Source organism: Ornithinibacillus halotolerans (assembly GCF_014637405.1).
Classification (GTDB): domain Bacteria; phylum Bacillota; class Bacilli; order Bacillales; family Amphibacillaceae; genus Ornithinibacillus; species Ornithinibacillus halotolerans.
Genome location: NZ_BMEY01000001.1, coordinates 246,966 through 261,484, shown reverse-complemented (window position 1 = coordinate 261,484; position 14,519 = coordinate 246,966). Strand labels below are relative to the sequence as shown.

The following is a 14,519-nucleotide window of genomic DNA, read 5'->3' as shown; positions in this document are numbered from 1 at the left end:
ACATTAAAAATGAAAAGAATAATAATAAATTGAAATGTCTTTTTACCCTATACTCTTAGATGTAATTTTTATGATAAATAGATAATAATAATCTGGCATTAAAATCCCCAGCTGTTGAAAAGCTAAGGATAGTTTAATGCATTAAGTGATTCTCGCTTGGTTATTTATTCTTAGTGAGCTTTGAGTCCTGTTACAATAGAAATTAATTCATCCTTAGAAAACTTTAATTCAGGTTTTTTAATATTCTTCTGTGCTTTAATTGTGTAAAATAGACCATCTTCATTTATAAAAATAAACTGGAAAACGCCATTATCGAAGTATTGTACAGTGCCTTTTTTTGTTTGTAAGTCCACAATACCTTCATCAGCTGGAATAACATTTTCATCAGTTACACCTATAGAAATATATGAGTTTTTATTAGTATTGTAGTAGTGAGTAATACTTTCAACACTTTCACCAGTATAGGCTTGGACTTCATCAAATATTTTATCTGCCTCAAAAGGTAGGGAAGTTGGGGTTTTCACTTTAGCATGAAAAGGAACCTTAGTAAGTTTTTCTTTTGAAAGGTTACTATCATTACTTCTTTCAATTAATTTTTCAGAAACGACTTTTAATTGCCCAGTGTTCGCATATGCAGAGCTATTAGTTTCTGTAATAAAAGAGAATATAAATACAATTACTATACCTAAACAAAGACCTGAAATAGATAAAATTGCTGATTTTTTAAACGTCATAATTTCCCTCCTAATTTATCTTATACTAAACTGAGATAGATGTTCTAGTGTTTTACAAGAAAAGGGTTCTGCCAAGCAGTCTGCGATATCTCCAGTTTTTATAAACAATTCTGTGTTAGGTCTCTGGTGCGTTGATGGGTAATACGATGCTGTATGATTAGTTGTAATACTGAAGGATGCTTTATCAGTAAGGTATTTCCCATCAAATCCGTAGTAGGTTTTTACGGTACCGTTTTTGTTGTCCCGAATCTTATATAGTCCATATACAGGCGCACCCCGATCTACATCGGGTATAGTTTTCGCATTGTTGAATTTTATTTGATATGCATTTGGCCCAGAGAAATTATCATATAAAGTATTCGTGAAGTCTGTCATACTATTCGTGAAGTTGCCCGTATTACCACATGTTGAAGTTTGTCCAACAAAGACGCTACAAATGTTGGTGAAATTGGCTGCTCCAGCGGTAGTTCCGAAAATCAAACCAATAAATAGCGAAATAGTGAACACAAGTAAATACTTTTTCTTTTCTGAAATCACAACTAATTTCCTCCTTATATTTTATTAGACAATTCTAATATATATATACTTTTTTGAAAACGCAATAAATTTTGGAGGATATTATAAAAAAATAGTAGAAATTCCCTATATGTTATGATTTTCACCTTTTTCATACTAATGTTCTAAAATTCAGCCTTTTGCAGCTAGCTTTTGTTGGAGGATTAATTGTAGGACTGGCAGGTTGGTTAGCAGGAGTTACTGCTAAATCAAAAGGAACACATACTATCGCCCTCCAAATTAAACTACTATGGTAAGAAAAGTCTGATAGAGGTCAACGATAAAATTTATTTTTCTTTAATAAAAAACTTGTTTTAGACGGAAATAAAAAATATAATAATATAGCAAAAAGCATAAACTTTTGCTAATCTATAACAAAGTGACAAATTGGAAAAGTAAATAAACAGTTCAAGATAATTGAAAATGAAGATAAAAGAAGAATTTATAAAACGTAAAAAAGGTGGTTGTAAATTATGGGATGGGCACTCTTATTAATAGTAGGATATACTCCTATATTGTTTAGAATGCACAGAAAAATAAATATTCTAGAAGAAGAAATCTCAAAATTAAAGAAGCTGAGTGAAACTTCTAAAATATAACCTAGTTAAACCAAATACAATTAAAGGCTCATCATCATGGAACATATACATTTGAAAGCTCATAGTTCCGTCAAAAGGCGGGTCGTGTTGTCTAACTCTAACATAAGATTCAAGTGGTGCAAATGCTTTATTCATATAATTCTTCTTATTTTAAGCAGGGGTTTTTTAGGAAGAATTTCAATTGTAAAAATTCTTCCTATACCCCCTCTAAGACAATTATGATTATATATTTTCCTGGGCTTAAAAGGGGCACCCCCAAAATGCCCAAAAACACCCTTTTTTTGAAAGAGTTTGATAAACTATGAAAAGTTTAAAATAAAAACTTCCAATAATATAGGGTTTTTAATAAAATAAAATAGCATTTAAAATCATTGTACAGATTCCGCACTACTGTTCATCCGTGGGAGAGAGAGCAATATTTAACCATGTATTAATTTACGTGACTATGAATGGAATACTTCCACAAAAAATACTGCCCAACTAATTGTTGGGCAGTATTTTTTTGTTTTGATACATGTGTCAAATATCCAGTCTCTAGACATTCAATTAAATGATATTCTATGTAACTACTTAGTGAATATGACGATACAGACCTACTACTTTTCCAAGTATGGATACATTTTTATAAATTAATGGTTCCATTGTTGAGTTTTCAGGTTGTAGGCGAATATGGTCTTTTTCTTTAAAGAACCGCTTAACGGTAGCTTCATCATCTTCCGTCATTGCAACGACGATTTCTCCATTTTGTGCAGTGTTTTGCTGTTTGACAATTACCATATCTCCGTCTAAAATACCTGCTTCTATCATACTTTCTCCATCAATTACAAGAACAAATAGATTTTCATCTGGACCTGCAGTAGAGCTAGGGATTGGAACAAATTCTTCAATATTTTCTACAGCAGTGATTGGAAGACCTGCTGTTACTTTCCCAATAACTGGTGCGTAACGAGCTTCATCTTTAGGAATATTACTTTCTTCATCTAAATCTAGTATTTCAATGGCTCTCGGTTTAGTAGGATCTCTACGAATAAATCCTTTACTTTCTAATCGAGATAAGTGGCCATGAACCGTTGAACTGGATGCAAGACCAACTGCTTCCGCTATTTCACGTACAGAAGGTGGATAGCCTTTTATTTTAACTTGTTCTTTTATGTAATTAAGAATTGCTTGTTGTCTAGTTGATAATTTAGTCATCTACTAATCACCTCGCGCATATATTATTAATGCTAGTTTATCATCGTTTTATTGAAAAAGCAAACATTCGTTCGAAAACTTGTTGACAAGAGCGTATGTTCTGCTATAATGAAATTAGCGAACAGAGGTTCTGGATTATTTAAAAAAGAAAGGGTGCTTAGGAATGTTTGGTAAAATAAACAAAATAGATTTATTTTATATTGTTACTTTTGTTTTAACATTAGCATTTTTATACCTTTCATTAATTAGTGCATAAATAGGAGTTTTTAGATGGATGTCATTATATACTGCAGAGTAAGTACAGATAAGAAAGCGCAAGAATCATCATTAGCTAGACAAAAGGAAGAATTATATCAATTAGCGGACCGTTATTCTTTCCATGTAGTCGCGTGTATTGAAGAACAAGCTAGTGGTTATGAAATAGAGCGGGAAGGCATTTTTCAAATGCTAGAAATGTTTGAAAATGGACAAGCAGAAGCACTGCTTATTCAAGATGAAACGCGACTTGGGCGTGGAAATACAAAGATAGCTTTATTTCATCAATTGGATAAAAAGAGCATTCCAATATATACAGTTATTCATGATGGAAAGCTAGAAGTCTCGGAATCAGATTCGATGGTGCTCCAAATAGTTGGAATTGTAGAAGAATATCAACGTAAGATTCATAATGCTAAAATTAGAAGAGGGATGAAAAAAGCTGTTGCCAATGGATATAATCCGACGAATAATCTTCGTAATAATGGTTTAGCCCCTGGTAGAGAACGGAAAGAAGTCCCGATTGAAGAGATTGTACGATTAAGACAAAATAATCTTACATTTAAAGAAATTGCTGCAACATTAAATGGACTAGGATTCAATATCTCTAAAGCTACTGTACATAGACGATACAAAGAATATCAAATAATTGATTCAAATAAATCCAAAGGGTAATATTAGTAAGCAAGGACGATTAATTGTTCTTGCTTTTTGTAATTGGAAAAGTAATGTTTAAAATATAGTGGAGGTAAACAATGTTATCAAAACAAAAATTAGAAAGAATAAACGAATTAGCTAAAAAAGCAAAAACTACAACCGGTTTATCAGAGGATGAAAAGGTAGAGCAACAGAAACTCCGTCAAGAATATTTGCAAAATGTTCGAAAATCGTTTAAGAATCAATTTAAAACAATGACTGTCATTGATCCAGCAGGTAATGATGTAACTCCTAAAAAAGTACGTGACATGCAAGAAAGAAATAAAAACCATTAAATAACCATAGTTAGTAGCATACTAATACTTGTTATACAAACAAATAAATTATAAGATAAAACATGGTAAAACTAACAGAAAATGAAAGGGGTTATATTACATGGTAAATAATGTAGAGCAATTATCAATTAATACAATACGTACATTATCTATTGATGCAATTGAACATGCTAATTCAGGGCACCCAGGTCTTCCTATGGGAGCTGCTCCAATGGCATATACTTTATGGACTGATTTTATGAAACACAATCCAAAACATTCGAAATGGTTTAATCGTGACCGTTTTGTGTTATCGGCAGGACATGGTTCCATGCTATTGTATAGCCTATTACACCTTTCAGGTTACGATGTAACAATGGATGATATTAAAAACTTCCGTCAGTGGAATTCAAGAACTCCTGGTCATCCAGAAGTTCATCATACGGATGGTGTAGAAGCAACAACTGGTCCACTTGGTCAAGGGATTTCTATGGCAGTAGGAATGGCTATGGCAGAAGCGCATTTAGCAGCTACATATAATAAAGATGATTTAAATATCATAGACCATTATACATACGCCCTAGTAGGTGATGGAGACTTAATGGAGGGTATATCCCATGAAGCGGCTTCTTTAGCTGGACACTTACGACTTGGGAAATTGATTGTTTTATATGATTCAAACGATATTTCTTTAGATGGAGAATTAAATCGTTCGTTCTCTGATAACACTGAACAACGTTTTAAATCTTATGGATGGCAAGTTATTCGTGTGGAAGATGGAAATGATTTGACACAGATTCGTTCTGCAATCAAATCTGCAAAAGAAAACTTGGACGAACCTACATTAATTGAAATCAAAACCGTTATCGGTTACGGTTCTCCAAACAAATCTGCTTCTTCCGCTTCTCATGGTGCACCATTAGGAAAAGATGAAGTTGTCTTAACAAAAGAGAACTATCAATGGGGGCATGAAGACTTCCATGTACCTGAAGAAGTATATAATGATTTTAATGAAAAAATCATTGTTCGTGGAGAGAAGCTAGAATCAGAATGGAAGCAATTACTTGAAACATATAAAGAAAAATATCCAGAAGAGGCAAACGCCTTAGAAGCAGCAATCAATGGCAATTTACCAGAAGGTTGGGATAATAATTTACCAACATATGAAACCGGAAAATCGATTGCGACTCGTTCATCCTCTGGGGAAGTATTAAATGCAATTGCTAAATCTGTTCCATTTTTCCTAGGAGGTAGTGCTGATTTAGCTGGTTCAAATAAAACAACAATTAATGGGGAAGAAGATCTTACTAGAAATCACTATGCTGGTAGAAATATTTGGTTCGGTGTACGTGAACATGCAATGGGTGCAGCCTTAAATGGAATGGCATTACATGGAGGAGTAAAAGTTTACGGTGGTACATTCTTTGTATTCAGTGATTATCTACGTCCTGCAATACGATTATCGGCAATTATGAAAACACCAGTTACTTACGTATTTACTCATGATTCTATTGCTGTAGGAGAAGATGGTCCTACTCACGAACCAATTGAACATCTATCCTCATTTAGAGGTGTACCGAATTTATCTGTCATTCGTCCAGCAGACGGAAATGAAACTGCTGCTGCATGGAGACTTGCAGTTGAGTCAACAGATCAACCAACTATGCTTGTTTTAACGAGACAGAACTTGCCTACTTTACCAGGTACAAATGAAAAAGCATATGAAGGAGTAAAACGCGGGGGTTATATTTTAAGTGATTCAGAAAAAGAAACTCCAGACGCAATCCTAATTGCTACAGGTTCTGAAGTGCAGCTCGCTATGGAAGCTCAAAAGGCTCTGAAAGAAGATAATATCGATGTTCGCGTTATTAGCTTACCTTCTTGGGACCGTTTCGAAGCGCAGGATGCAAGTTATAAAGAAAGCGTACTTCCTAAAACGGTGAAAAGTCGATTAGCAATTGAAATGGGTTCACCATTAGGCTGGGAACGCTACGTAGGTCTAGATGGTAAAATTATGGGTATTCCTACATTTGGTGCTTCAGCAGATGGGGAGAAGCTGATTAAAGAATATGGATTTACTGTTGAGAATGTAATCAAAAACGTTAAGGATTTAGTTTAGTAAGGCAAATAAAAAGTAGACTGACTTGGAAAAGTTCAGTCTACTTTTTTTATCCAATTTGTTTCTACTAATTCTAGTTATATTCACTTTCGACAAAACTAGTGCTATTTTCCTTCACGGTATGACATATTTTTCTAATAGAATCCGTATAATATAGGAGAAGGGGAGGGTGTTTTGATGAAGGAATATAGAGTTTACTGGATTAAAGAGGAGTTTGCTAGACATTATTATTACAAAAGTGATATTTTATATCGATTTATAAAAGAATATGATCAGAAACAATTTCGGACGGATTTAGTAACACAGTTTCATTTCATTACAAAAGGCTTCCCTAAGGATTCGATTATCTATCAATTAACGAAACAACCAAATATTACGATAAAAAAGAATAATGGACACATTGAGATAGAAAACAACTATAACTTTATTTCTTTACTTATTGATGAAAAACAGATAAAATTTCGTTGTGAAACATTACAAGATGCAGAATCCTTATTATTTCCTACGTTAAGAAAATTTCATCCATATCTTTTTATAACAGGTAATAGTTATGAAAATTTTGGTTGGATTTCACCTGTAAAGACAAATGTTGGATATAATAGTGAACAAGTATTGTATTCTTAGGCCTGTTTTACTATACTGTATAAGAGACAACACGAAGGAGGAAATCGATAGATGGGAACACTTTGGGTCGTACTTATTGCTATAGCAGCTTTAATAGCTGGTGTTGCTCTTGGATTTTTTATTGCAAGAAAATATATGATGAATTACTTGAAAAAGAATCCACCAATTAATGAGCAAATGCTTCGTACACTAATGATGCAGATGGGTCAAAAGCCTTCGCAGAAGAAAATCAATCAAATGATGCGTGCAATGAATAACCAAATGGATAAATAGTATACTGCTATAATTATTACTATCATAAAAATACATTGCACAGGAATACCCCGTACTAATAATAGTAGGGGTTTTTTCATTTCATGTAATTGTCATATTCACATTAAATATAACGGTTTCATTTTGTTATAATGAAAGTACTACGTCGTATCAGGAGGCTAATTATGTCTGAAATTAATATTTTTCTTGCATTTGGTGCAGGGTTTTTATCATTTGTATCACCATGTGTATTACCTCTGTTTCCTGCATTCTTATCATATATTACTGGGATGAGTGTTAGTGAAATTAGAGACGAAAATATGATGTTAAATAGAAAAAGTATTCTACATACAGTGTCATTTTTAATAGGTTTTTCTAGTATCTTTATTATGATCGGCTTTACTGCCAGCGCAGTTTCTGAATTCCTTTTAACATATCAGGATATCATAAGACAAGTTGGAGCATTATTAGTTATTTTCTTTGGTTTGGTTATAGTCGGTATTTTCAATTTCAAGTTTCTAATGAAGGATAAAAAAATAACATTTAAAAATAGACCTTCTGGTTATATTGGATCGGTGTTAATTGGGATGGCTTTCTCTATGGGGTGGACACCTTGTACTGGTCCTATTTTGGCAGTAGTATTATCACTTGCAGCAACAGATCCAGGTGCAGGTATGATCATGATGATTGCTTATGTATTAGGTTTCTCTATTCCATTCTTAGTATTATCATTCTTTGTAGGAAAACTAAACTGGATAAAGCGAAACAGCCAAAAATTAGTGAAAATTGGCGGTTATATTATGATTTTTATAGGGGTTGCTTTATTCTTTGATTGGATGACTAAGCTGACAGCATTCCTAGCTGGCTGGATAGGTTTCTATGGATTTTAATGTTAATCTATACTATTATATTAAGTATAGAAGATACAAAGGAAGTGTAGCTATTGAATAAACCTAATAATTTAATCTTACAGACAGCAACGTCACTTATTGCCTTTCTATTATTAGGGTTTTCCGTTTATTTGTTTATGGCAGGACATAATTCTCCTGGCGGTGGATTTATCGGAGGACTTGTAACTGCAGCGGCTGTTGTCCTTTTATATATGGCATATGGTATTAAATTTGTAACTAGAATATTGCCAATTAATTTCCGTGTGTTAATTCCAATTGGGTTGTTAGTTGCTTTATTAACGAGCATGGGATCATTTTTATTTAATGTTCCATTCTTATCTCATACATATGGATATTTTGAATTTCCGATCTTTGGTGAAGTTGAACTTGCTACAGCGATGTTATTTGACTTAGGGGTATACCTTACTGTAGTAGGGGTAACAGTAACTATTATTGTTAATATTGCGAATGATAGAAAAGAAGTTGAAAATTGATATTAAAATTATGGGGGATGACCAGTTAAATGGCAAGAATTCTGATTGTTGATGATGCAAAATTTATGCGAACAACATTACATGCAATTTTAACAAAAGATAACCATGAAATTGTTGGAGAAGCTGAAAATGGTAAAGAGGCAATCTCGACATATCTTAAAACTAACCCAGACTTAGTTATTATGGACATCACGATGCCTATCATGAATGGTATTGATGCCATTAAGGAAATTATAAAAATAAATAGTCAAACTAAGATTATTGTTTGTTCAGCGATGGGACAACAAAAAGTAGTTGTGGAAGCTATAGAATCAGGTGCCAAAGATTTTATTGTAAAACCATTTGATGAACAACGAGTTTTAGAAACGATTAATCGTGTATTATCATACACTACTACTAGTTAAATCTGAAAAGAGTGTTAGACATGTTTTGGTTAATAGCAAGTACAATTGTAGCCCTTTTTATGGCTTCTGTTATGATAGTTGTACGATTAAAAGCATCCAAAAAACCAGCGTCTGTTAAAAGTATAATTTTGCCCCCTGTATTTATGAGTACAGGTGCATTAATGTTTGTCTTTCCGCAATTTCAATTAGACTGGATTACTGTTTTTGAATCGTTAATAATTGGGATTGTATTTTCATTTCTATTAATAAAAACGTCTAAATTTGAGATTCGTAGAAATGAAATTTATTTAATTCCTTCCAAAGTATTCGCGTTTGTTCTAATAGGGTTATTAATTATAAGGACAATATTGAAATTGATTGTAGGAAATACTATTTCATTAGGGGAAACTAGTGGAGTATTTTTTCTACTAGCGTTTGGAATGTTAGCAACCTGGAGAATAGTAATGCTTTATAAATATAAACAATTAGAAAAACAAATTAAGGTGCCTTCTCATTAAAGAGGGCACCTTTTGTTAGTTTTGTTTGTAATCAGCTTGCCAATTTGAACGATAATCCTCTTTAGATAGTTTAAATAATGGTTCGAAAGGCTTAACATCAATTTTCTTTTCTTTTAATTTTTTTCTAAGAAATTTATGATCTCTTTTTGGGGTTGCTAGAATATATCCTTCTATTACAGTTTCTTGATTAATATAATTGATGCCTTTATCAATGGCAACTTTACCAATTTTACTTGCTATTTTTTGTTTAGCAACATCACGGAATAGTTCCGGTACGGGTGAAACTAATTCATCTAATAACAATTTTTCATTCTCTTTCCACATATGTTTAGACTGTTCAATATAATAGAGTTCCCAATCCATTATTGATTTACCGTCTTGTTTTGGAATTTGTTTTAGGAATTTACGAAACATAAAGTAACCACCAATTCCCATAAACACTATCATAAAAAATCCCCAAAATACGACAAGAAACGACATGTTTTTTCACCTTTTTCCTTTAAATCAATCATATAAAATCATTTTTTAGTTGAATTATTCGTAATAATACTGTAATTTTACTACTGAAGAGTTAAATAATTCAGATATACATGTTACTTTTAATTTTTATGTATGCTAATATTATTATAAATATAGTTTCCATAATAAACAACTTTCATATTTGGATAAATTTCAACATATATAAATATAGATAGGTTTAATCGTATGAATTTGATGAAAAGGGGCGGATTTTATGGAGAAAATACCAAAGAATAGTAATGTAAATAAAAATGGTGAATCAACAATCAGCCCTTTAAACATGTACATATATCCTGACGGGGAAGGTTCTTTATCAAAGTTACCTGATTTTATTCTTAATTGGATTGAAGAACATAGTAATGGTTTCTTTTCTGTTTGGAGTGAAAGGGGAGTAGGTTTATACTTTTCTAAAGCAATTAAAAATGTTTTAGGCTTTGAACCAGAAGACCTACTCGGTAAATCTTTTAAACAAGTACTTTTACAAGAAGATATCCGTTACTTAATAAAAGAATTTGATAGAGACTCGAAGACAAATCAAACTTTTCATATGAAACTACCGAATATAGAGCAAAACTTTATATGGTGTGAATGTAAGATCGCAAAACTATTGGAACCTACAACAAGTACAGTGTACTATGTTGCGTCCATACGTGATATTACAGAAAAAAAAGAAACAGAGGAAATGATGATTCGAAGTGAAAAAATGTCTATTGCTGGTCAATTAGCAGCAGGTATCGCACATGAGATAAGGAATCCATTAACCTCTATAAAAGGATTTTTACAGCTTCTCCAAGCTGGGGTTAATCGTAAAGATGTGTACTATAAAATAATGATTGATGAAATAGAAAAAATGGAAACGATTACTTCTGAGATGTTGTTTGTATCAAAACCTTTAACTGAGAATAAACAACAGGAATCCCTTTTAACTATGTTGCAAGATGTGTTGGAACTATTAAAACCTCAGGCAAAATTGAAAAATGTATTACTTGAAATTAATGGTGAAGAACAGGATATATTTTGTGATAAATCGCAAATGAAGCAAGTATTTATTAATATTATAAAAAATGCAATAGAAGCTATGGAAGAAGCGGGGAAAATTGTCATTACAATTAGAGAAGTAGATAACGACATTTTCATCGATATCTCTGATGAGGGACCAGGTATTGATGAAGCGGTTATACATAAACTTGGTGAGCCATTTTTTACTACTAAGCAACAGGGAACTGGTTTAGGGCTAATGATTACTAAACAATTATTAGACAGACATAGAGCAAAGCTAGAGATCTTACAAAATGAAATAAAAGGAAGTACTTTTCGTATTATCTTTCCTAAGCACTAATTGAACTCATTATCTTATATATAATACCTAATAAAAAATTAATAACATAGTGATAAGTAAAAGTTATCACCTTGAATAAGTTTTTTCTATAGAAAATCGAGTATGAAACATTTGTTTTATACTCGATTTTCATTTAATATGAAGTTGTGTGATAGAAATTGGAAACGCTTATCAGATTTTGTATTAATTGATTATTTAACATTCTTTCCAATTCTTGATAACAGCAGAAAGGGGATTGTGCAATGGGAGAGAACAATGTTTTTAATGCAAAAAAGAAGTTTGACCTTAATGGTAAAACGTACAACTATTATGAATTAAAAGCTTTAGAAGAAGCAGGATTAGGAAAAATTGATAGATTACCATTCTCCATACGTGTACTATTAGAATCTTTAATTCGTCAATACGATGGTCGTGTAATTAGTGATGAACATGTAAAAGGGTTAGTAAATTGGGGTACTAAAGAAGGAAAAGGGGTAGACATTCCTTTTAAACCATCCCGTGTAATTTTACAAGACTTTACAGGAGTTCCAGCGGTAGTAGACCTTGCCTCTTTACGTAAAGCAATGGTTGACTTAGGCGGAAAACCTGAACAAATTAATCCAGAAGTACCAGTTGACTTAGTAATCGACCACTCGGTTCAAGTTGACCAATATGGTACACCAAACGCGCTTAAAGCGAATATGGATTTAGAGTTTAAACGTAATGGTGAACGTTATGAGTTCTTACACTGGGCTCAAAAAGCATTTGACAACTATCGTGCTGTACCACCAGCAACAGGTATCGTTCACCAAGTTAACTTAGAATATTTAGCAAATGTCGTTCATGGAAATGAAAATGAGAACGGAGAATACGATGCATTCCCAGATACGTTAGTAGGAACAGACTCTCATACTACAATGATTAACGGTTTAGGTGTACTTGGATGGGGTGTAGGAGGAATTGAAGCAGAAGCAGGTATGCTTGGTCAACCTTCATATTTCCCTCAACCAGAAGTAATCGGTGTTAAATTTACAGGTAGCTTCCCACAAGGAACTACTGCAACAGACTTAGCACTAAAAGTTACTCAAGTACTACGTGAGCGTAATGTAGTTGGTAAATTTGTTGAATACTTCGGTCCTGGACTTGCAGATATGCCACTAGCTGACCGTGCAACTATTTCAAACATGGCTCCTGAATATGGTGCTACTTGTGGATTCTTCCCGGTTGATGAAGAGGCGCTAAATTACTTACGTTTAACAGGACGTAGTGAAGACCAAATCAACTTAGTTGAACAATATTGTAAAGCAAACGATCTTTGGTATTCTTCTGATGTGAAAGATCCAGAATACACAGAAGTTATTGAGATTAACTTATCTGAACTTGAACCAAACCTATCTGGACCAAAACGTCCACAGGACTTGATTCCACTTTCTCAAATGAAGAAGGAGTTTAACAAAGCAATTACTGCTCCTCAAGGAAACCAAGGCTTTGGTTTAGACAAGTCTGAATTTGATAAAGAAGTAACTGTTACATTATCCAATGGTACAGAAACAGTTATGAAGACAGGTTCTCTTGCAATCGCTGCAATTACATCTTGTACGAATACATCTAACCCATATGTTATGTTAGGTGCAGGATTACTTGCTAAGAAAGCAGTAGAAAAAGGATTGGAAGTACCAGCTTATGTGAAAACTTCATTAGCACCAGGTTCAAAAGTTGTTACACGCTATTTAGAAGATGCTGGCCTTATGCCATATCTTGATAAACTAGGATTTAGCTTAGTAGGGTACGGTTGTACAACTTGTATCGGTAACTCTGGTCCATTATTACCTGAAATTGAAGAGGCAATCTCTAATAATGATTTAACAGTTGCATCTGTTCTATCTGGTAACCGTAACTTTGAAGGACGTATTCATCCATTAGTGAAAGCTAACTACTTAGCATCACCACCACTAGTTGTTGCTTACGCATTAGCTGGATCGGTTGATTTTGATTTGCAAAATGATGCTCTAGGTACAGATGCTGATGGAGAACCAGTTTACTTAAAAGATATCTGGCCTTCTATGGAAGAAGTGAAGAAGGAAGTAGCAAGTGTTGTAAATCCTGAAATCTTCCGTAAAGAGTATGAAAATGTATTTAACTCTAACGAAAAATGGAATGAGATCAATACAACAGACGAACCATTATTCGAATGGGATGAAGATTCAACATATATTCAAAACCCACCATTCTTTGAAGGACTATCAAAAGATGCTGGTAAAGTAGAAGCGTTAAATAACCTACGTGTTATTGGTAAATTCGGAGATTCTGTAACGACTGACCATATCTCACCAGCAGGTGCAATTGCTAAAGATATGCCAGCGGGTCTTTATCTTCAAGATAAAGGTGTATCACCTAGAAACTTCAACTCATACGGATCTCGTCGTGGTAACCATGAAGTAATGATGCGTGGTACATTTGCAAATATCCGCATTCGTAACCAAATTGCACCAGGTACTGAAGGTGGTTATACTACTTACTGGCCAACTGGTGAAGTAATGCCTATTTATGATGCTGCAATGAAGTATCAAGAAGAAGGCACTGGTTTAGTTGTTCTTGCTGGTAAAGATTATGGAATGGGATCTTCTCGTGACTGGGCTGCAAAAGGTACAAACCTTCTTGGAATTAAGATGGTTATTGCTGAAAGCTTTGAGCGTATCCACCGTTCAAACCTTGTTATGATGGGTGTTCTTCCATTAGAATTTGAAAAAGGTCAAAATGCTGAAAAACTAGGATTAACTGGTAAAGAAACATTTAACCTTGAAATTGGCGAAGATGTTAAGCCTCATGACCTTGTTAAAGTAACAGCTACAGACGAAAATGGTAAAACAACAGAATTCAAAGCAGTAGTTCGCTTTGACAGTGAAGTTGAAATTGACTATTACCGTCATGGTGGTATCCTACAAATGGTATTGCGTAATAAATTAGCATAAATATACGAAAAGGGCTCCTAGATAAGGGGCTCTTTTTTCTATGGACGCATTATTTTAATCGACGGTTGCATATTTAGGTCATGAGTGTCCGTTGTAAGTGAGATATAGCATCGTGCGTCACA

15 protein-coding genes are annotated in these 14,519 nt (G+C 33.5%); 11 read left to right on the top strand and 4 right to left on the bottom strand.

All coding sequences use genetic code 11. The annotated features are described in order from the left end of the window. Positions 1-170 precede the first annotated feature (170 nt). The 3 genes from IEV35_RS01425 to lexA form a co-directional block, all read right to left on the bottom strand. A complete protein-coding gene (locus tag IEV35_RS01425) occupies positions 171-734 on the bottom strand; it encodes a hypothetical protein (RefSeq protein WP_188382894.1) in 564 nt (187 codons plus the stop codon). Positions 735-749: 15 nt separating this feature from the next. Next, on the bottom strand, positions 750-1,271 hold the full coding sequence (locus IEV35_RS01420) for a hypothetical protein (protein ID WP_188382893.1): 522 nt from the start codon (positions 1,269-1,271) through the stop codon (positions 750-752). 1,187 nt (positions 1,272-2,458) lie between these two features. Beyond that, a complete protein-coding gene (gene lexA / locus IEV35_RS01415; protein WP_188382892.1) occupies positions 2,459-3,082 on the bottom strand; it encodes a transcriptional repressor LexA in 624 nt (207 codons plus the stop codon). 270 nt (positions 3,083-3,352) lie between these two features. Here lexA and IEV35_RS01410 point away from each other — a divergent pair, with 270 nt between their 5' ends. The 9 genes from IEV35_RS01410 (at position 3,353) to IEV35_RS01370 (ending at position 9,588) form a co-directional block, all read left to right on the top strand. Next, a complete protein-coding gene (locus IEV35_RS01410) occupies positions 3,353-4,012 on the top strand; it encodes a YneB family resolvase-like protein (RefSeq protein WP_188382891.1) in 660 nt (219 codons plus the stop codon). Between the two features lie 80 nt (positions 4,013-4,092). Continuing rightward, a complete protein-coding gene (locus IEV35_RS01405) occupies positions 4,093-4,329 on the top strand; it encodes a DUF896 domain-containing protein (RefSeq protein ID WP_188382890.1) in 237 nt (78 codons plus the stop codon). A gap of 100 nt (positions 4,330-4,429) precedes the next feature. Continuing rightward, positions 4,430-6,427, top strand: a complete 1,998-nt coding sequence (tkt, locus tag IEV35_RS01400; RefSeq protein WP_188382889.1) for a transketolase — start codon at positions 4,430-4,432, stop codon at positions 6,425-6,427. A 177-nt stretch (positions 6,428-6,604) separates the two neighbouring features. After that, positions 6,605-7,051 carry a sporulation inhibitor of replication protein SirA gene (sirA, locus tag IEV35_RS01395; RefSeq protein WP_188382888.1) on the top strand — a complete coding sequence of 149 codons (447 nt, stop codon included), beginning with the start codon at positions 6,605-6,607 and terminating at the stop codon, positions 7,049-7,051. 51 nt (positions 7,052-7,102) lie between these two features. Beyond that, positions 7,103-7,324, top strand: coding sequence for a YneF family protein (locus IEV35_RS01390; RefSeq protein ID WP_188382887.1), 222 nt, complete (start codon positions 7,103-7,105; stop codon positions 7,322-7,324). A gap of 164 nt (positions 7,325-7,488) precedes the next feature. Then, positions 7,489-8,193, top strand: a complete 705-nt coding sequence (locus tag IEV35_RS01385) for a cytochrome c biogenesis CcdA family protein (protein WP_188382886.1) — start codon at positions 7,489-7,491, stop codon at positions 8,191-8,193. Positions 8,194-8,246: 53 nt separating this feature from the next. Beyond that, positions 8,247-8,687 (top strand): Na(+)/H(+) antiporter subunit B, encoded by a 441-nt coding sequence (locus IEV35_RS01380; RefSeq protein ID WP_188382885.1) that lies wholly within the window; start codon positions 8,247-8,249, stop codon positions 8,685-8,687. 29 nt (positions 8,688-8,716) lie between these two features. Continuing rightward, a complete protein-coding gene (locus IEV35_RS01375; protein WP_188382884.1) occupies positions 8,717-9,091 on the top strand; it encodes a response regulator in 375 nt (124 codons plus the stop codon). Between the two features lie 20 nt (positions 9,092-9,111). Continuing rightward, on the top strand, positions 9,112-9,588 hold the full coding sequence (locus tag IEV35_RS01370; RefSeq protein ID WP_188382883.1) for a CcdC family protein: 477 nt from the start codon (positions 9,112-9,114) through the stop codon (positions 9,586-9,588). A gap of 15 nt (positions 9,589-9,603) precedes the next feature. On the opposite strand, the gene IEV35_RS01365 is transcribed toward IEV35_RS01370, so the two are convergent. Continuing rightward, positions 9,604-10,068 carry a DUF2621 family protein gene (locus IEV35_RS01365; RefSeq protein ID WP_188382882.1) on the bottom strand — a complete coding sequence of 155 codons (465 nt, stop codon included), beginning with the start codon at positions 10,066-10,068 and terminating at the stop codon, positions 9,604-9,606. A 253-nt stretch (positions 10,069-10,321) separates the two neighbouring features. Between IEV35_RS01365 and IEV35_RS01360 the strand changes: the two genes are divergently transcribed. Together IEV35_RS01360 and acnA are read left to right on the top strand one after the other, a co-directional pair. Next, positions 10,322-11,446 (top strand): ATP-binding protein, encoded by a 1,125-nt coding sequence (locus IEV35_RS01360; RefSeq protein ID WP_188382881.1) that lies wholly within the window; start codon positions 10,322-10,324, stop codon positions 11,444-11,446. Between the two features lie 242 nt (positions 11,447-11,688). Beyond that, the gene (gene acnA, locus IEV35_RS01355; RefSeq protein ID WP_188382880.1) at positions 11,689-14,397 is read left to right on the top strand and encodes an aconitate hydratase AcnA; all 2,709 of its coding nucleotides are present in this window, start codon (positions 11,689-11,691) and stop codon (positions 14,395-14,397) included. Positions 14,398-14,519 lie beyond the last annotated feature (122 nt).

What these genes read in the sequence shown, in the direction of transcription:
- IEV35_RS01385 (WP_188382886.1), top strand. Translation starts at nt 7,489, where the DNA reads ATGTCTGAAATTAATATTTTTCTTGCATTTGGTGCAGGGTTTTTATCA.
- IEV35_RS01425 (WP_188382894.1), bottom strand. Translation starts at nt 734, where the DNA reads ATGACGTTTAAAAAATCAGCAATTTTATCTATTTCAGGTCTTTGTTTA.
- lexA (WP_188382892.1), bottom strand. Translation starts at nt 3,082, where the DNA reads ATGACTAAATTATCAACTAGACAACAAGCAATTCTTAATTACATAAAA.
- IEV35_RS01410 (WP_188382891.1), top strand. Translation starts at nt 3,353, where the DNA reads ATGGATGTCATTATATACTGCAGAGTAAGTACAGATAAGAAAGCGCAA.
- IEV35_RS01375 (WP_188382884.1), top strand. Translation starts at nt 8,717, where the DNA reads ATGGCAAGAATTCTGATTGTTGATGATGCAAAATTTATGCGAACAACA.
- IEV35_RS01390 (WP_188382887.1), top strand. Translation starts at nt 7,103, where the DNA reads ATGGGAACACTTTGGGTCGTACTTATTGCTATAGCAGCTTTAATAGCT.
- IEV35_RS01370 (WP_188382883.1), top strand. Translation starts at nt 9,112, where the DNA reads ATGTTTTGGTTAATAGCAAGTACAATTGTAGCCCTTTTTATGGCTTCT.
- IEV35_RS01405 (WP_188382890.1), top strand. Translation starts at nt 4,093, where the DNA reads ATGTTATCAAAACAAAAATTAGAAAGAATAAACGAATTAGCTAAAAAA.
- acnA (WP_188382880.1), top strand. Translation starts at nt 11,689, where the DNA reads ATGGGAGAGAACAATGTTTTTAATGCAAAAAAGAAGTTTGACCTTAAT.
- IEV35_RS01360 (WP_188382881.1), top strand. Translation starts at nt 10,322, where the DNA reads ATGGAGAAAATACCAAAGAATAGTAATGTAAATAAAAATGGTGAATCA.
- sirA (WP_188382888.1), top strand. Translation starts at nt 6,605, where the DNA reads ATGAAGGAATATAGAGTTTACTGGATTAAAGAGGAGTTTGCTAGACAT.
- IEV35_RS01365 (WP_188382882.1), bottom strand. Translation starts at nt 10,068, where the DNA reads ATGTCGTTTCTTGTCGTATTTTGGGGATTTTTTATGATAGTGTTTATG.
- tkt (WP_188382889.1), top strand. Translation starts at nt 4,430, where the DNA reads ATGGTAAATAATGTAGAGCAATTATCAATTAATACAATACGTACATTA.